Origin of the sequence: Plantibacter flavus (genome assembly GCF_900177615.1) — a bacterium.
Lineage (GTDB): Bacteria > Actinomycetota > Actinomycetes > Actinomycetales > Microbacteriaceae > Plantibacter > Plantibacter flavus.
In genome coordinates, this window is record NZ_FXAP01000002.1 from 263,071 (window position 1) to 281,990 (window position 18,920).

Annotated in this window: 9 protein-coding genes; 5 read left to right on the forward strand and 4 right to left on the reverse strand. The window is 71.6% G+C overall.

Translation table 11 applies throughout. The features are described 5' to 3' along the window. The first annotated feature begins 16 nt into the window (after window positions 1-16). The 5 genes from B9Y95_RS07675 to B9Y95_RS07695 all read left to right on the forward strand — a co-directional run bounded on the left by B9Y95_RS07675 (window position 17) and on the right by B9Y95_RS07695 (window position 9,851). The gene (locus B9Y95_RS07675) at window positions 17-2,494 is read left to right on the forward strand and encodes a beta-glucosidase family protein (protein WP_085511324.1); all 2,478 of its coding nucleotides are present in this window, start codon (window positions 17-19) and stop codon (window positions 2,492-2,494) included. After that, window positions 2,491-5,319 (forward strand): family 78 glycoside hydrolase catalytic domain, encoded by a 2,829-nt coding sequence (locus B9Y95_RS07680; protein ID WP_085511325.1) that lies wholly within the window; start codon window positions 2,491-2,493, stop codon window positions 5,317-5,319. Before B9Y95_RS07675 ends, B9Y95_RS07680 begins: the two co-directional genes overlap by 4 nt. 89 nt (window positions 5,320-5,408) lie before the next feature. After that, window positions 5,409-7,151 carry a DUF5605 domain-containing protein gene (locus B9Y95_RS07685; RefSeq protein WP_085511326.1) on the forward strand — a complete coding sequence of 581 codons (1,743 nt, stop codon included), beginning with the start codon at window positions 5,409-5,411 and terminating at the stop codon, window positions 7,149-7,151. A gap of 602 nt (window positions 7,152-7,753) precedes the next feature. Next, window positions 7,754-8,104, forward strand: coding sequence for a hypothetical protein (locus B9Y95_RS07690; RefSeq protein WP_085511327.1), 351 nt, complete (start codon window positions 7,754-7,756; stop codon window positions 8,102-8,104). A gap of 115 nt (window positions 8,105-8,219) precedes the next feature. Then, on the forward strand, window positions 8,220-9,851 hold the full coding sequence (locus tag B9Y95_RS07695; protein ID WP_085511328.1) for a beta-N-acetylhexosaminidase: 1,632 nt from the start codon (window positions 8,220-8,222) through the stop codon (window positions 9,849-9,851). A 458-nt stretch (window positions 9,852-10,309) separates the two neighbouring features. Here B9Y95_RS07695 and B9Y95_RS07700 read toward each other — a convergent pair whose 3' ends face one another. From B9Y95_RS07700 to B9Y95_RS07715, 4 genes are read right to left on the reverse strand one after another with little or no spacing between them, the layout of a single operon-like run. After that, window positions 10,310-10,984, reverse strand: coding sequence for a 4'-phosphopantetheinyl transferase family protein (locus tag B9Y95_RS07700; RefSeq protein ID WP_143736367.1), 675 nt, complete (start codon window positions 10,982-10,984; stop codon window positions 10,310-10,312). Then, window positions 10,977-11,984 (reverse strand): nitroreductase family protein, encoded by a 1,008-nt coding sequence (locus B9Y95_RS07705; protein ID WP_085511330.1) that lies wholly within the window; start codon window positions 11,982-11,984, stop codon window positions 10,977-10,979. The genes B9Y95_RS07700 and B9Y95_RS07705 overlap by 8 nt, the downstream gene beginning before the upstream one ends. Beyond that, the gene (locus B9Y95_RS07710; protein WP_085511331.1) at window positions 11,985-14,141 is read right to left on the reverse strand and encodes an MMPL family transporter; all 2,157 of its coding nucleotides are present in this window, start codon (window positions 14,139-14,141) and stop codon (window positions 11,985-11,987) included. Further along, on the reverse strand, window positions 14,138-18,841 hold the full coding sequence (locus B9Y95_RS07715) for a type I polyketide synthase (RefSeq protein WP_159453346.1): 4,704 nt from the start codon (window positions 18,839-18,841) through the stop codon (window positions 14,138-14,140). The genes B9Y95_RS07710 and B9Y95_RS07715 overlap by 4 nt, the downstream gene beginning before the upstream one ends. Between the last annotated feature and the right edge of the window lie 79 nt (window positions 18,842-18,920).

Sequence of the window (18,920 nt, forward strand, 5' to 3'; positions counted from 1 at the left end):
AACGGACCCACATCGCATGACCATCACCACTCCCCGGCACGCCGCCGCCACGAAGCCCGTCGACACCGCGGCGATCGACGCCCTCGTCGCCCGGCTCGAGCTCGAGGAGAAGGTCGCGCTCGTCTCCGGCGCCGACTTCTGGACCACGGTCCCGCTCGAGAAGATCGGCCTCCGCGCCATGGTACTGTCCGACGGCCCGGCCGGCGTCCGCGGTCCGCTGTGGGACGAGCGCTCGCCGTCGATCAACCTCCCGTCGGCGACCGCGCTGGCGTCCTCGTGGGATCCGTCGCTCGCCTACCGATACGGCGCCGTCGCCGCGGCCGAGGCCCGCCGCAAGGGCGTCGACGTCGTCCTCGGCCCGACCATCAACCTCCACCGTTCCCCGCTCGGCGGACGGCACTTCGAGGCGTTCAGCGAGGACCCGGAACTCACCGGATCGCTCGCGGCCGCCTACGTCAGCGGCCTGCAGGACAACGGCGTCGCCGCGACCCCCAAGCACTACGTCGCCAACGACTCCGAGACCGACCGCTTCACGGTCGACGTGCACGCGAGCGAGCGTGCCCTCCGCGAGCTCTACCTCGCGCCGTTCGAGCGCACGGTGACCGAGGCCGGCACCTGGGCGATCATGAGCGCCTACAACTCCGTCGACGGCGTCACGATGAGTGAGAACGACCTCCTGGAGACGCCGCTCAACTCGGAGTGGGGCTTCGACGGCGTCGTGGTCAGCGACTGGACCGGCGTCCGCAGCCTCGGCTCGGCACCGGCGTCGCAGGACCTCGCCATGCCCGGCCCCGCTCCCGCATGGAGCGCGGCCCTCCTCGAGGCCGTCCGCGACGGCCGCGTCGCCGAGGCCGACGTCGACCGCAAGGTCGCCCGGCTCCTCGCCCTCGCGGTCCGCGTCGGTGCCCTCGGCGAGGAAGCGCTGGCGCCGGCCCCGGTCGACGGGGTCGCCTTCTCCCGCGAGGCCGAGACCGAGGGCGTCGTGCTGCTCGACAACGACGGCACCCTGCCCCTCGACGCGGCCGCGCTCACCCGCGTCGCCGTCATCGGGCACAACGCCCGCGACTCTCGCACCCAGGGCGGCGGCAGTGCGACGGTCCTCCCTGAGCACACCGTCAGCCCGCTGGAGGGACTCCGACTCGCGCTCCCCGAGGCGACGATCGACTACGCCGTCGGCACGATCGTGCAGGAGGGCGTCGCCGAACTCCCGCTCGAGCGCCTCACCAACCCGCGCACGGGTGACCCCGGCCTCGTCGCCACGTTCCTCGACGCCGACGGCGCGGAACTCTTCACCGAGGACCGCCGGTCCACCGCGCTCGTCTGGTTCGGCGGCGACGCCCCGGTCACCACGGCGTCGCAGCTCGTCCTCACCACCACGTATACGCCGGAGGCCACCGAGCAGCTGCGACTCGGCTTCGCCACGGGGCTCCACGGCCGGCTCTTCGTCGACGGCGTCCTCCTCGTCGACGAGCAGCCCGTGGTCGTCGGGAACGACCTCGGCGCGGCGCTCCTCGCCCCGCCGTCGGCGACGGGTGCGTTCGCCGCCCAGGCCGACGTCGCCGTCGAGCTCCGCGCGGAGTTCGACCTCTCCCCGAGCGAGAACGGTCTCGGCGCGATCAGCGTCACCGTCGGTCGCGCTCCCGACGACTCCGACCCCGACGCCCTCATCGCCCAGGCGGTCGAGGCGGCCCGCGCGGCCGATGTCGCCGTCGTGGTCGTCGGCACGAACTCGAAGGTCGAATCGGAGGGCTGGGACCGCAGCGACCTCACACTCCCAGGCCGTCAGGACGAGCTCGTCCGGGCCGTCGCCGCCGTGAACCCGCGCACCGTCGTGATCGTCAACTCCGGCGCCCCGGTCCTGCTCCCCTGGAGCGACGAGGTCGCCGCCGTGCTCCTCGGCTGGTTCGGCGGGCAGGAGATGGGCAACGCCCTGGCCGACGTGCTCCTCGGTGTCGCCGAACCCGGTGGTCGTCTCAGCACCACCTGGGCTGCAGCGCTCGACGACGTCCCGGTGCTCGACGTCACCCCGGTGGACGGCGTGCTCCGCTACGAGGAGGGCATCCACATCGGCTACCGCGCGTGGCTCCGATCGGGTGCCACGCCCGCCTACTGGTTCGGCCACGGGCTCGGGTACACGAGCTGGTCCATCGAGGGTGGCGAGGTCTCGGGTGACGTCGCCTCCGGTGACGCCCGGGTCTCCGGCACCGTGACGAACACCGGCGACCGCGCCGGCAAGCACGTCGTGCAGGTGTACGCGGAGCGACCGGACTCCTCGATCGACCGCCCCGTGCGCTGGCTCGTCGGATCGGCCGTCGTCCGCGCGGGTGCCGGCGAGTCGGTCGCCTGGGAGGTCGCGCTGCCGGCCCGGGTCTTCGCGCACTGGGCGGAGGGCTGGCAGGTCGAGCCAGGCGACGTCACCCTCCGGATCGGATCGTCCGTCGTCGACCTCGTGCACGAGCACGTCGTCACCATCGCGGCAGGGACTTCCCGATGACCGCGCACGTCGCGCGGATCGGCCGACTGCGGGCGGAGACCCGTGACGACAGCCCCGCGGTCGCGACGCCGACGCCTCGGTTGAGCTGGACCGTCGAGACCGCTGGCTCCGACTGGGTGCAGGCCTGGGCCGAGCTCCGGGACAGCAGTGGTGCCACGGCACGTGTCGAGGGCCGCGACTCCGTCCTCGTCTCCTGGCCGTTCTCACCACTCGGCCCAGACGAGGTGCGCACCGTCGAGGTCCGTGCCGCGTCGACCGCGGGTGAGGAGACGCCCTGGAGCGAGCCGATCGTCGTCGAGGCCGCGTTCCTCGCCGACGGAGCCTGGACCGCCCGCTTCATCGGTCTCGCGGCGCCCGAGCGTCCGGCGCAACCGATCCGGGTGCGCCGCACCTTCACCGTCGACCGGCCCGTCCGTCGCGCCCGGCTGTTCTGGACCGCGCTCGGTGCCGCCGAACCGCAGCTCAACGGGGTTTCTGCCTCGGAGGACGTCCTCTCCCCCGGCTGGACCGCCTACGGCGACCGCCTCGTGCACGAGACCGTCGACGTCACCGCGCTCGTCGAGCCGGGCGAGAACGTCCTCGCCGCGACCGTCGCCGGCGCCTGGCACACCGAGCGCTACGGGTTCTTCCAGTTCGCCGAGCGCATCTACGGCGACCAGCCACGCTTCGCCGCCCAGCTGCAGCTCGACCACCTCGACGGGACGACGGAGACGCTCGTCACCGATGCGAGCTGGTCGGCGGCCGACGGTGCCGAGCTCGTCGACAGCGGCATCTACGCCGGTGAGGCGATCGACACCACCCTGGCCGAACCCGGCTGGTCGACGACGGCGTACGACGCGTCCGCCTGGGCCCCGGCCCTCGTCGACGACGCTGCGCACCCGGCGCCGGAGGCCCGCATCGCCGCGCCCGTCCGTCGCATCGAGGAGCGCGCGGTCGCGGAGGTGCTCACCTCGCCGTCCGGCGCGACCATCCTCGACTTCGGCCAGAACCTCGTCGGCCGCCTCCGGCTCACCGTCGCCGGCCCGCGGGGCACGACGCTCACGCTCCGACACGCCGAGGTCCTCGACGAGGGCGAACTCGCCCTGCGTCCCCTCCGCAACGCCGCGGCCACCGACCACGTCACGCTCTCGGGCGACGGCGAGCAGACGATCGAGCCCCGCTTCACCTTCCACGGCTTCCGCTACGCGCAGATCGACGGCTGGCCGGGCGCGTTCGACCCGGCGTCGGTCACCGCCGTCGTCCTCCACAGCGACCTCACGCGCACCGGTTGGTTCTCCTCCTCGCACGAGCTGCTCGACCGCCTCCACGAGAACGTCGTCTGGGGCATGCGCGGCAACTTCCTGAGCATCCCGACCGACTGCCCGCAGCGCGACGAACGACTCGGCTGGACGGGTGACCTGCAGGTCTTCGCACCGACCGCGAGCTTCCTCTACGACAGCTCCGCGTTCCTCGACTCCTGGCTGCGCGACCTCGCACTCGAGCAGGGACACCAGGACGGTGTCGTCCCCATGGTGGTCCCGGCCGCGCTGTCCGGATTCGCCGGTGGCGGGCCGACCGCAGCCTGGGGCGACGCCGCGACCGTCGTGCCGTGGGTACTCCACGAGCGCTACGGCGACCTCGGGATCCTGCGCGAGCAGTACCCGTCGATGCGTTCCTGGGTGGAGGCCGTCCTCCGAGTGAGCACCGACGGTCTCTGGTCGAACACCTTCCAGCTCGGCGACTGGCTCGACCCGAGCGCGCCGCCGGACCAGCCGGCGAAGGCCAGGGTCGACTCGGACATCGTCGCGAGCGCCTATCACGCGCGATCCCTCCGGATCCTCGCCGACACCGCCGAGCTCCTCGGGGAGACGGCGGACGCCGAGCGGTACGGCGACCTGGCCGAGCGGAGTCGGGCGGCCTTCACCGCCGAGTACGTGACGCCCGCCGGCCGGATGATGTCCGACGCGCCGACCGCCTACGCGCTCGCCCTGCGGTTCGACCTCGTCGTCGACCCCGCACTGCGACAGCGCCTCGCGGACCGCCTCGCCGACCTCGTCCGGGCCGACGGCTACCGCATCGGCACCGGTTTCGTGGGGACGCCGCTCATCACCGATGCGCTCGCCGACGGCGGGCACCTGCGCGCGGCCGGCCGCCTCATGCTCCAGACCGAGAACCCCTCCTGGCTCTCGCCCGTCACCAAGGGCGCGACCACGATCTGGGAGCGCTGGGACAGCCTGCTCGAGGACGGCTCGGTCAACCCGGGCGAGATGACCTCGTTCAACCACTACGCGCTCGGCGCCGTCGCCGACTGGCTGCACCGCACCGTGGCCGGCCTCGCTCCCGCGGCTCCCGGCTACCGCGAGCTCCGGATCGCACCGCGGCCGATCGACGGGCTCGACCACGCCGAGGCCCGACACCTCACGCCCTACGGTGAAGCGTCGGTGGCGTGGCGGCGCGAAGGGTCGTCACTCCGGGTGTCGGCGGTCGTGCCGCCGAACACGACGGCGACGGTCGCGTTGCCGGGCGCCCCGGAGGAGACGGTCGGGTCCGGTCGCCACGACTGGACGGTCGAGGTCTCCGATGCCGGCTCGAGTGCCGATGACGACATCACGCTCGGCCTCGACTCGCCGCTCTCCGAGATCATCGACCGACCGGCCGCGTACGACGCCCTCCTCAGCTCGGTGGGTGCCCACGATCAGGCCAAGGCCGACGACATCCGCCGCGGCACCCAGTGGAGTCGGGGTCGGACCGTCCGTCAGCTCCTCATGTTCACGCCGCCGTCGATGCTCGACGACGTGGACGCAGCGCTTGCTGCAGCCACTTCCGCATCAGGAGTTGCGCGATAACCCCCACCCGACTGTTCCACGTGCAACACTCGCACCGCCCGCACCAGTAGCACCCGCCGCCGACCCGCTCGGCTGATCACAGGAGATCCATGTTCGACCGCAGTTCCGCCTTCGGAGACGTCATCGAGAGTCCCGCGGGTCGCACCGTCCTCGAGCAGTTCCTGCCCGGCATCGCCGCATCGCCGATGGCCAAGCAGTTCCGCAGCATCCGTCTCGGGCAGCTGTCGGCGATCGTGCCGGAGCTGCAGGACGACGCGGCGAAGGATCGTCTCTGGGCGGCGCTCGCACAGGTCGACGACGGTCCCGACGCCCGCCCACCCTACGGCGCCGCGATCGAGCCCGCTCCCGACTACGAGGGAGAGGACGTCCCGCGCGGCTCGGCGCCCCTGACGGTCCCCGGCGACGTCCCGCAGTACGGCGTCGTGGAGATCCGGCTGGACGGCCCTTCGCACGGCAACCCGTTCGTCGATGTGGAACTCGGCGCGGCGTTCACGAACGGCGCGCGCGAGTTCACGGTCGGCGGGTTCTACGACGGCAACGGCCGGTACCTGGTGCGGCTGCTCGCCGAGGAGCAGGGCGAGTGGTCGTTCACCACGAGCTCGACCGCCCGCTCGCTCGACGGCGTCACCGGCATGTTCACCGTGTCGGCCGCGGCGACGGGCAGCCACGGACCGGTGCGCGTCGACGGCTTCCACTTCGCCCACGCGGACGGCACCCGTCATCGCCCGCTCGGCACGACCGCCTACGCCTGGACGCACCAGCCCGAGGATCTGCAGGAGGAGACCCTCCGTGCCCTCGAAGCCGCGCCGTTCACGAAGATCCGCATGTGCGTGTTCCCGAAGTCGTACCTCTACAACGCGAACGAGCCGGAGACGTTCCCCTTCGTCGGCTCGCTCGCCGACGGCTTCGACCACGAGCGCTTCGACCCGAAGTACTGGGCGAACCTCGAGCGGCGCATCACCCAGCTCGGCGCGCTCGGCATCGAAGCGGACCTCATCCTCTTCCACGCCTACGACCGCTGGGGCTTCGCTGACCTCGGTCCGGCCGTCGACGAACGGTACCTCCGCTACGCCGTCCGTCGGCTCGCCGCGTTCGCGAACGTGTGGTGGTCGATGGCGAACGAGTACGACCTGCTCTGGGCGAAGACGAACGACGACTGGGAGCGGCTCGCGGCGGTCGTCGGCGCGGAGGATCCGCACGGCCACCTCAACTCCATCCACAACTGCCAGGGGTTCTACGATTACGCGAAGCCCTGGATCACGCACTGCAGCGTGCAGCGCGTCGACGTCTACCGGACCGCGGAGAACACCGACGCGTGGCGCGAGCAGTGGGGCAAGCCGATCGTCATCGACGAGTGCGCCTACGAGGGCGACATCGACCAGGGCTGGGGCAACATCACCGGCGAGGAGATGGTGCGACGGTTCTGGGAGGGGGCGATCCGCGGCGGCTACGTCGGCCACGGCGAGACCTACCTCAACGACCGGGAGGAGCTGTTCTGGTCGAAGGGCGGTCCGCTCATCGGTTCGAGTCCCGACCGCATCGCGTTCCTGGAGCGCATCTCGGCGGAGTCCCCGACGGGCGTCCTCGACCCGCTGCCCGGCGACTGGGACGTACCGTGGGGCGGGGTGGCCGGCCGCTACGTCATCGGCTACTTCGGCTTCAACCGGCCGCGGTTCCGCAACGTCTTCCTCCCTGAGGGCGAGTTCCACGTCGACGTGCTCGACACCTGGAACATGACGGTCGAGACCCTCCCCGGCACCCACACCGGCACGGTCCGGGTCGACCTGCCCGGTCGCCAGTTCATGGCGGTCCGCCTCCGCCTGGTGGAGTGACCTCCACCGGTCACTGAGCCTGTCGAAGTGCCCCCGCTCGCTGGCCCTCCCGCACCGGTCACCGGGCCCACCCTTCCCCGGTCACTGGGCCCACCCTTCCCCGGCCACTGAGCCTGTCGAAGTGCCCCCGCTCGCCGGCCCACCCTCCCCGGTCACTGGGCCCACCCTCCCCCGGTCACTGGGCTCACCCCTCCCCGGCCACTGAGCCTGTCGAAGTGCCCCCGCTCGCTGGCCCACCCTCCCCCGCTCGCCGGCCCGCCCTCCCCGGTCACTGGGCCCACCCTCCCCCGGTCACTGGGCTCACCCCTCCCCGCCCACTGGGCTCACCCCTCCCCGGCCACCGAGCCTGTCGAAGTGCCCCCGCTCGTCGGCCCACCCTCCCCCGCTCGCCGGCCAACCCTTCCCCGGCCACTGGGCCCACCCTCCCCGGTCACTGGGCCCACCCTTCCCCGGTCACTGAGCCTGTCGAAGTGCCGAGCAACCCTCCCCGCCTCCCCGTCTCCACACCGTTGACACGTTTGTTCGGACCCTTTACAGTTATCGGGCATTGACGCAACCCCCGTTGCAATATGCGCAATCGCCCGACGACTGGAGAGCGGCCCATGGATCACGGCACCGGCACCATCCTCCCGGGCGGCGTCCTCCGCGGCACCGCCCTCACCGCCCTGCTGCCCACCTGGGTGACCGGCGGTGGCGGCGACGCCGTCATCGATCGTCTCCGGGACGACGCCATCGTCGACGAACTCGAACGCGCCTTCGCCGAGCCGCCGGTCGACGAGCGGGTCGACTGGTCCGCCGTGCGCATCGCGCAGGTGTCGCACCCCGACCTCCGCGAGCTCGTCGGCCGCAGCATCGCCGAGCTCGCCGTCGAGGCCGGTCAGTCGCCGCTCACCGTCGTCTCGGATACGCTGATCGCCGACCGGCTCACCACCCTCGTCGACCGCCCGTCCTGACCTCCACCATCCGGGACCGTTCTCAGGAGTCCTCCGGCGTGTCACCGGGTTCCCGGCCAGCCGCACCGCAGATGTCATGAGAACGGCCCATCAGCACTCGAGGAGAGAACCACCGATGCTTCCACTGCCCGTGTCCATCCAGCAGCACGACGGCGCCTTCACGCTGAGCGAGACGACCGGCCTCGGCGGTGACCGCCGCTTCACGGCCGCGACCCGCTGGTTGCGCGGGGTGCTGCAGACGTCGACCGGGTTCGACCTCGACGCACGGATCGACCTGCGGACCGACAGCATCGCGTTCATCCACGACGACACCGTCGCGGCCGGCGGCTACCGGCTCGTGGTCGACGCGGACGGCGCGCGCATCGTCGCCGCCGACGCCTCCGGCGCGTTCTCCGGCGCGGTGACCCTGACCCAGCTCCTCCCCCCGGCGGTCAACCGCCGTGCGCTCGTCCCCGGCGTCGACTGGGCCGTCCCGGCGACGACCATCGACGACGCCCCGCGCTTCGGCTGGCGAGGCGTCATGCTCGACGTGGCACGGCACTTCCTCCCCACGTCCGACGTGCTGCGGTTCATCGACCTCGCCGCGCGCCACAAGCTCAACGTCCTCCACTTCCACCTCACCGACGACCAGGGCTGGCGCATCCAGATCGACGCGTTCCCGAAGCTGACCGAGGTCGGCGGGTGGCGGACCGAGAGCCAGCACGGCGCAGCGCGGCACGCTCCCGGCGACGGCCGCCCGCACGGCGGCTTCTACACGAAGGACGACCTGCGCGAGATCGTCGCCTACGCCGCTGAGCGGTCCATCACGGTCGTCCCCGAGATCGACCTGCCCGGTCATGCGCGAGCGATCATCGCCGCGCACCCCGAGCTGGGCGTGCCGGATGTGGCGCAGGACGCGGACGAGCCGTCGGTGTGGACGCGGTGGGGCATCAATGAGGCGATCCTCGACATGGGCGAGGAGACGGTCGCGTTCTTCCGCACCGTGTTCGACGAGGTCATGGAGCTCTTCCCGTCGACCTTCATCGGCGTCGGTGGCGACGAGGCGAAGAAGACCCGCTGGGCGGCGAGCGCCCGAACGCAAGCCCTCATGGCCGAGCGCGGACTCGACACCGTCGAAGCGCTGCAGGCGTGGTTCATCCGCCAGCTCGAGGCGCACCTGTCCGCCGCCGGCCGACGCCTGTACGGCTGGGACGAGATCCTCGAGGGCGGCGGATTGCCGAAGGACGCGACCGTCGCCTCCTGGCGCGGCGAGTTCGGTGCGGTCGCCGCCGCACGCCAGGGGTACGACGTCATCGCCTGCCCGGACGACCGCGTCTACCTCGACTACCGCGAGTCGGAGCTGCCGGGTGAGCCGATCCCGGTCGGGCCGCCGCTGACGGTCTCGGAGGTGTACACCTTCGAGCCGGTGCCGGCTGAGCTGACGGAGGCGCAGGCCGAGCACATCATCGGTGTGCAGGCGAACATCTGGACGGAGCACATGGACTCCGCCCGCGTCATCGACTACCAGGCGTACCCGCGACTGTGCGCCCTCGCCGAGGTCGCTTGGGTCGGCCGCGAGCGTGACCTCCCGGGCTTCGAGGCACGGCTGCAGCAGCACCTCGCCCGCCTCGACGCCCTCGGGGTCGAGTACCGCCGCGCTTCGGGACCGTTCCCGTGGCAGGAGCGTCCCGACGCTGAGGGTCGGCCGTCCACCCGCGAGCAGCGGGCCGCCCTCGTGGAGGAGCTCACGAAGGACATCCGCGCCTGACCCCGGCCGGCGGGCCAAGGGCTTGCCGCCGGTCACCGAGCCACACCCTGGCCCTGAGCCACCCACCGGGTCCCTGAGCCACCCACCGGTCCCTGAGCCACCCACCGGGTCCCTGAGCCTGTCGAAGGGCAGCCCCGCAAGCACCACACGCACTTCGACAAGCTCAGCGACCGAACGAGGCCCACGATCACGCGCACCGGTCCCTGAGCCTGTCGAAGGGCAGCCCCGCAAGCACCACACGCACTTCGACAAGCTCAGCGACCGAACGAGGCCCACGATCACGCGCACCGGTCCCTGAGCCTGTCGAAGGGCAGCCCCGCAAGCACCACACGCACTTCGACAAGCTCAGCGACCGAACGAGGCCCACGATCACGCGCACCGGTCCCTGAGCCTGTCGAAGGGCAGCCCGCAAGCACCACACGCACTTCGACAAGCTCAGCGACCGGACCACGTCCGACTCAGCCGACGCCCTCCCGGACGGCCGGGACGATGACGACGCTGCAGAGGTGGGTGCCCACCACCGACCATCGTCCGGCGAAGGTGCGCGGCGCGGTCGGGCCGGCCGGCGCGACGACCCGCGCATCGAACGACCCACGATCCGGGTGGATCACCACCTCACACGCCGTGTAGTCGACCCATCGGCCGGTGTGCGGGTACCACGCCTTGAAGACGCTCTCCTTGACGCTCCACAACACGGCGCTCCACGCGACGGTCGGATGGCTCGCGGCGAGTCGCGCGAGCATGGACGCCTCACTCCCGCAGACGATCGTCGCCGCGACGGCGGGACGGATGGGCCGGTGCACCTCGACGTCGATCCCGATGGCGCTCGCGACACCGACGTGACCGACGGCTGCGACCGTGAAACCGGTGCAGTGCGAGAGACTCCCGACGAAGCCGGTCGGCCAGACCGGTTGCCCGCCCTCCCCCGTCGGGATGTCCGCGGAGCGCTGGCCGAGCATCGCGAGCGCCGCCCTGGCACAGTCGCGCGCCGAGCGGGATTCGGCGCTGCGACCAGCCGAGGTCGGACGGGCCCGGAACGGCCCGGGTGCGGTGCCGGCGGTTGCCGCGACGACGACACCCGGCGGCACCTGCATCCGGAGAGCGTCGACCACAGCGGCTGCGGATTCAGCCACCCGACCGACGCGGGGACGCCACGCGCGCCGTGGGGTCGGAGGCGGGTATGCCGACCCGGAACCAGGCGACGAGCTGCTCGTCCGGGGCGACCTGCCAGCGTTCGTCGAGCATGGCCCTGGTCTCCGGGCAGTCGAGCGGCGCGCTCTGGGGATGCACGTACAGGCCGTGACGCTGGAAGCCGAGCCAGAGCCGGGTGAGCAGTCGCCCCGCGGCGAGTTCCTGCTGTGCCCCGGCGGGTCCGACGACACCGAGGACGGTGCCGGAGCCCTGGGTCGCGGAAGCCGACATCCGTGCCAACAGCCCCGGCAGCCCGAGCCCGCGAAGCGCACGGAACACCCGCGGGCCGATCAGCGTCCGCAGGCCGACTCGTTCGACCTTCGACAGCACGAGCATCGCGTCGTTGAGGCCGTCCTCGTCGTACCGCGGATGTCTTGGTGAGAGCCTGGTCCACTGATCGAGCTCGGCGACGGTCGCCTGCTCGCCGAAGAACCACCGGTTGGCTCGCACGAGGATCGGGCGCGCGTCCCGTGTCGGCATGGAGACGAGCCGGAAACCCATGCGCTCCGTCTCCACCGCGGCCTCCTGGAGGAGGTCGGGTCCGGGACCGCCGTCCCGCCATCGCCCGCGCCAGACACGTCGTCCACGGACGTCCGCCGAGGAGAACCTCGTCTGGTAGCCCTCCGGGTGGCGCGAGAACCGGCCGACCTCATCGGTCTCCGCGTCACCGCCGGTCGAGGCCTCGAAGCCCAGTCCGACACCGGCCGACGCCGCGCAGACGAGGAGCGACTCGACGAACGCCCCGAACGACAGCATCGTGTCGCGTCCTCGCGGATCGCTCGCGCCGAGGGTGCGAGCGCGATCCCGGCGGAGGACGAGTTCGTCGCCCTGACGGTCCACGCTCCACGGCTGCGTGTTGTGGGCGTTCGCCGCACGAGCCGCCTCGGACACGAGCGCCGAGAGGTCGTCATCGCCCGACAGGCCGCTGAGCCGCGCGTCCATTCAGCCCTCCGTGATCCCGATGCGACGGTGGATCGCCGCGAGCCACCGCGGCGCCCACCAGTTGTATCGTCCGGCGACGCGCATGAAGACCGGGACGAGCACGCCGCGGATCAGGATGGCGTCGATGAGGATCGCGATGCCGGTACCGATGCCGAGCATCTTGATGATCGACACCCCGGAGGTCGCCATGGCGAAGAACGACACCGCGAGGATCGCCGCAGCGGCCGTGATGATCGGGCCGCTCGCGCCGAGCCCGCTGCGCACCGCCTCCGCGAGATCGCCCGTGGCACGGAACCGTTCCTGGATCCGAGCGAGGAGGAACACCTCGTAGTCCATCGAGAGCCCGAAGGCGATGCAGAACAGCAGGATCGGGATCGAGATGGCGATGGGCGACGGGGTGAAGCCGAGCACGTCCGACAGGTTGCCGTCCTGGAAGAGGAACACGATGACGCCCAGGATGCCGACCAGCCCGACCACGTTCAGCACCAGCGCCTTGATCGGCAACAGCACGCTCCCGGTGAACAGGAAGAGGATGATCAGCGTCATGAGCGCGATGGCCGCGGCGGCGAACGGCAGACGCGCCGAGATGGAGTCACCGATGTCGATCATCTGCGCCGCGAGGCCACCGACCAGGACGGTCGAGCCGGCTCCAGGGTCCACCGCGCGGACGTCGCGGACGAGCTCCGAGCCCTCGGGCGAGTACGGGACGACGTCGGTCGCGACCTGCAGCCAGAGCGCCGAACCGTCGCGGAAGTGCTGCTCCGTCCGCGCATCGGCCGGGACGACGAGGCGTCCGTCGACGAAGCTGCCGAGGGACGTCGTGACGGCCTCGACGCCCGCGATCGAGGAGAGTTCGGAGGCGTACTCGTCGAGCTCGCGGTCGGTCCCCGCCCAGTCGTCGGTGACGACGGAGACGGCGTCCGCGTCGGCGACGTCGAAGTCGGACCGCATGATGTCCGCCACGACACGACTCTCTGCGTCGGCGGGGAGCACTCGTTCGTCGGGCACCCCGAACTCCGCGTGCACGAACGGCGCGGCCATGGCGATGAGCAGCGCGATCACGGGCACCGCCAACCACGGACGGCGATACGCGTGGTCACCCACCCGGTACCAGAACCGGCCTTCGGCCCCGGCCGGGCGGCGGGAGCGCAGACGGCCCCAGTCGATCCGGCGACCCAGGAGGGTGAGGGCTGCGGGCAGCAGGACGACCGCGCCCACCACGGAGCAGGCCACGATGACGAGCCCCGCGATCGCGAACGAGCGCAGGAAGTACTGGTCGAACAGCATCAGGGTGGCGAGCGCCGCGGCGACGACGACGCCGCTGAACACGATGGTCCGGCCGGTCGTCCGCCGAGCGATCCGCAACGCCTCCTCGTCGGTGGCTCCGCCCGAGCGTTCGTCCCGATAGCGGGTGAGGAACAGCAGGCAGTAGTCGATGGCGAGTCCGAGGCCCAACGCGGTGACCAGGTTGACCGCGAACAGGGAGACCGAGGTGACCTGGGCGACCACGTTCAGCAGGCCGAGGGAACCGAGGATCGTGACGCCCGCCACACCGACGGGCAGCAGCGCGGCCACCACACCGCGGAACGCGAAGAACAGCAGGACGAGGGTGATCGGGATGGCGATCGTCTCCGCGACGACGATGTCCGTCTCGACCTGCGCGTTCAAGTCGTCGTTGATCCCCGCGATACCGCCGAACCGGACCGTGGCCGACGTGACCTCCTCGGCGATGGCGCCGCGGAGCGCGGTGGTCGCGCGTTGCACGGTGTCCTCGTCTCCGGCGAGCGCCACGAGCACGACGCCGCGGTCGGTGTCACTCCGCAGCTGCTCCGAGTCGGCGTAGGAGCCGGTGACGCTGGCGTCGTCCACAGCGTCCACAGCGCCGACGATGTCGTCGAGCGCCTCCCTGCCTGCGGCGCTGTCGAGTCCGTCGGAGACGTCCACGACGAGGACGAGTTTCGGGTCGCTGCCGGGGAACCGGTCGACGAGCACCTCGGCCGCGGCCACGGAGTCGGACTGCGGGTCGTCGAACCCGCCCGTCTTGAGGTTGTCGAGGACGTCGGCCCCCGCGATGCCCGCCACGATCGTGAACACCAGGCCGATCAGGAGCGTGATCACCGCCCGTCGTCTGGGGGTCGTTCTGGAGTGGTTCGTCATGCGGATACCTCGATGTCGTGGGTGATGCGGTTGAGTTCGGATGCTGTGATGTCCACGACCCGCTGGATCTGCTCGGCGGTGTGCTCCGCGGTGATGAAGAAGCGGAGCCGCGCCTGGTCGTCCGGCACGGCCGGGTACAGGATCGGGTTGACGCTGAAGCCGTGGTCGAAGAGCGCAGTCGCCAGGGCGAGTGCCCGTTCCGAGCCGCCGACGATGCACGGCACGACGGGCGAGTCGGCACTGTCGCCGATGTCGATGCCGGCGGCCCGGGCCGTCTCGCGGAAGCGGTCGGCGTTCTGCCGCAGGCGACTGAGGCGCTCGGGCTCGTCGCGCATGAGCCGGAGGGCGGCGAGCGACGCGGCCGCGTTCGCCGGGGTGATGCCGACGCTGTACACGAACCCGGGCACGGAGTACTTGAGGTAGTCGATCGCGGCGGCGGTGCCACCGACGTAGCCGCCGCACCCGGCGAGCGACTTCGACATCGTGCCGCACCAGAGGTCGATGTCCGAGCGGTCGACCCCGAAGTGTTCGCCGACCCCACCGCCGTTTGCGCCGACCGTCCCGATGCTGTGCGCTTCGTCGACGAGCACCAGTGCACCGTGCCGCCGCTTCAGCTCGATGAGCTGCGGGAGCGGTACGAGGTCGCCGTCCATGCTGTAGACGCCCTCCACGACGATGAGGACTCGGCGGAACCCGCCGCGGATCGCGCCGAGGAGGTCGTCGAGCGCGCTCAGGTCGTTGTGGGGGAAGGACCGCCGGGTGGCTCCGGAGAGTTTCGCCCCCTGGATGATGCTGTCGTGCGCGAGGCTGTCGTGGACGATGAGGTCGCCCGGTTCCACCAGGTGCCCGATGAGACTCACGTTCGTCGCGTGGCCGCTCACCAGGGTGAGCGCGGACTCCACCTGGAGGAGGTCGGCGAGCTCCTGCTCGAGCTCGGCGTGGATCGGTCGCTCACCGGACAGGAACCGACTGGCGGACACCGAGCTGCCGTATCGGGCGACGGCGTCGGCGATCGTCTCAGCGACCACGGGGTGGCCGGTGACACCGAGGTAGTTGTAGCTCGAGAAGCTCACGAGCTGGGCGTCGCCGATCGTCGTCGTCGCGTCGATGATCCCCTCATGGAGCAGGAAGTAGGGGTTGCGGTCCGTCTGCTGCCGGCGTTCCCGCAGGGCGACCGCCTCCGGGAAGCACTCGATGCGGGCGTCGGCGTCGGTCCATCGGGTCGGGCGGTCGACCGGCGCCGGGGAAGCGGCAGCCACCGGTTTCGTCTCGACCCGCGGGAGCCGGTGCTGCGGCTCCTCGGCGAACGGGTGCAGCAGGGAGCCGACGCCGTCGAGCACCTGCTCCACGGTGGGCCTTCCGGCAAAGCGCTCGCCGAGCTGGGCCGGGGTCGGCAGCGATGGCCACTCGGTGTGCAGCTGGGTGATCAGCTCACGCATCATCAGTGAATCGAATCCGAGCTGCTCGACGAGGTGCATGTCGGGCCGGACCAGGTCCAGCGGGAACCCGCTGATGCGCGACACCATGCCGAGGATGACCGCGTCGGATTCCGCACGATGCGACCGGGAGGTTGCGAGGCCCATCCGCGTGACGACTTCCGCCTGCGGCGAGCCGGGTTCCGTGGACCAACGGAACGCATCGGTCGACGCGGGCGCGTGACCGGCCTGCCCGGAACCCTCGATCAGGCTCAGCTGGCGGTTCATGAGGGCGAGCAGTCCGGGCAGGTGGTCGACCTGGGCCTCGGCGGCTCGCAGCTGGATCGACGGCTCTGCCGAGGGTCGTCCGGCGAGCGGGGAGGACGTCAGAACGTTGGGGGCATGGTGCATGGAGTGGGGATCCTGTTCGAGGGGGGTGGGTGGTCGATGCGGCTCGGATGTGGGTACTCGGAGCGTGGGCGTCGGGTCGGAGGCGTCCGGTCGGACGACCCAGTACGGTTCGGTCGGCAGCGGCGCGATCGGCAGCGCCACACCCGCTGTGCCTGGCGGGAGGAGCGATGCCAGGTCGAGGTCGGCACCGAGCACCGTCAGCCGACCGACGAGTCGGAGGAAGGTCGCCGCGTCGTCCGGCGCCGACGCGCTGCTCGGGATGACCTGCGCGTCGGGCGCGTCGCCCAGGGAGCGCCGGATGGACCCGAGCAGCGCCGAACCCCCACCGATCTGGACGTAGACACCGACGTCGGATACGGACGCCGACTCGATCGCCTCGCGGAACCGCACCGTGGAGAACACGTTCTCCTCGAGCTGACGACCGAGCTCCTCGCCCGACGCGACCGCGCGGCCCGTCACGGTGGAGACGAGCTGCACCTGCGGTGCACGAGGTCGGAACCGCGACAGGTCCGCGACGAGGGCCTGGCGGATCGGCTCGAGCAGGGGCGAGTGGAAGCCGGTGGCGACGCGCAGCGGTTGTGTCGACACCCCGTGCTCGACGCACCGTTGCGTGACGGCGCGCAGGGCCTCGCCCGTTCCACTCACCACCGTCTGCCGGGGATCGTTGGCGGCCGCGATCCACGCGTCGTCGATGCCGCTGAGGAGCGCTGCGGCATGCTCGGCGTCGCAGCCGAGGGCCGTCATGCCGTCGCCGGGGCGCGTCGCAGCCGACCGCATGTGGCGTCCGCGGACCGCGGCGAGCCGCACGGCGTCGAGCGCATCGAGCGCGCCCGCCGTCGCCATGGCGGGCAGCTCACCGACGCTGTGCCCGATGACGAGGTCGGGCTCCACGCCGATCTCGCGCAACAGCGCCACGGTGGCGAGCGCCGTCACCGCGAGCGCGGGTTGGCAGACCTCCGTGGACGTGAGACGGTCGACCCCGGAGGGGGTGTCGGCGTCGGCGGCGACGAGCGCCGCGAGCACATCGACCCCGGTCTCGTCGAGCACCGGCTCGTTCAGGCTCTCGGCCGCTGCACGGAAGGCGGGGAACCGGTCGACGAGGTCCGACTGCATGCGCGGTGTCTGGCTCCCCTGCCCGGGGAAGACGAAGGCGATCCGCCGAGCGGCCTGATCGACACGGACACCGGTGCAGACGTCCGCGGAGATCACCCCGGTGGTTCCGTGGGCGAGCTGCTCCACGGCGGCCGACACGCCTGAGATCAGCTCGGCGGCGGTGCGGCACACGATCGCCAGACGGGTGTTCGCGAGCACCCGAGAGCTCAGGGTCCGTGCGAGGCCGGCGATGGACGGTGCGTCGGCGGCCTCGAGGACGGCGCGGACCGCACGGAGGTGCTCACCGAGCAGCGTGGGGTCGTCCGCCGAGAACACGAGCAGGTGCGGGGGCGTTCCGTCGGCCGGTCCCCCGGCTGCACGCCGACGGACTCGACCTGCTCGCGTCGGCGGTGACTCGAGCACCACGTGCGCGTTGGTGCCGCCGAACCCGAACGAGCTGACGCCGATGAGGCCCAGACCGTCGTCGCCCGGGTCGACGGTGCGGGAGGTGAGCGCCAGGCGGCCGTCGCGGAGGGCCCCGGTGTGCGCCGCGGAACGCAGGTGGGGTTGCCCGGGGACCACCCGATGCCTCGCCATGAGCGCCGCTTTGACGATGCTGGCGATCCCGGCCGCCGCCATCGTGTGCCCCACGAGCGCCTTCACCGCCGTGACCGTGGCGGTCCGGTGCGGCGGTGCCCCGAGACGACGCAGCGCCGCCAGCGATTCCAGCTCGGTGCGGTCGCCCACCGGGGTGGCCGTGCCGTGCGCCTCGACGACGCCCAGGTCGGCCGGGTCGGCCGCGGCGTCCTCGTAGGCCCGGCGGAGCGCTGCCAGCTGTCCGTCCGTCGTCGGCGTCATCGGCCCTTCGGCCCGGCCGTCGTTGGACACCCCGGAGCCGCGGATGACCGCGTAGACGTCGTCGTGGTCGTCGATGGCGGCCTCGAGCGGTTTGACGACGATCATGCCGACGCCCTCTCCGAGGAGGAATCCGTCGGCATCGCCGTCGAACGGTCGGCACACCCCGCTCCGTGACAGCGCACCGATCCGGGAGAAGGCGACCATCGCATCCGGGACGAGGCTCAGGTTGACACCGCCGACGAGCGCCGCCGAGCACTGTCCGGACCGGATGGCGGCGACCGCCTGGTGGAGCGCGACGAGGCTGCTGGAGCATGCGGCGTCGACCGCGAAGCTCGGGCCACCGAGGTCGAGCGTGCTGCTCACCAGCGCCGGCCCCATGTTCGGCAGGCATCCCGGCATCGAGAACGCGTGGAACGGGCGCACACCGGCGACGCGCGCGCCCATCGCCGCCGTGAGGTCGGGACCGGCGTGTTCCGCGTGGACCGAGTCGTCGCCGAGGAGTTGCGCCCGGATGCGGAGCGAGGTGAGTTCACGGTAGTCGTTCGCGGCCATCCCGACGAAGACGCCGATGGACGACCGGTCGATGCGACGACGTTCGAACCCGGCGTCGATCCAGGCGGCTCGCGCAGCCCCGAGGAGCAGGCGATGTTGCGGGTCCATCGCGTGCGCCCGACTGGGCGGGATGCGGAAGTGCCGCGCGGCGAACTGCTCGACGTCGTCGATGAAGGAGCCCTGGTCGGAGTAGGCGTGGTGCACCGCTCGTGGGTCGTGGGGCGCGAAGAAGGTGGCGTGGTCCCATCTCGACCTGGGGACGACGGAGCCGCTGCGCCGGGCTGTCAGGATGTTGCGCCAGTACTGGTGTGCGTCTGCCGCGCCACCGAAGCGGGCGGACAGGCCGACGATGGCGAGTGGTCGAACGGGCACGACGAGAGAACCTCCGAGGGTGTTGATCGCGGATGGAACGAGGGGGCAGGTCGGCATGTCGACGACTCCGAGCGGAGTG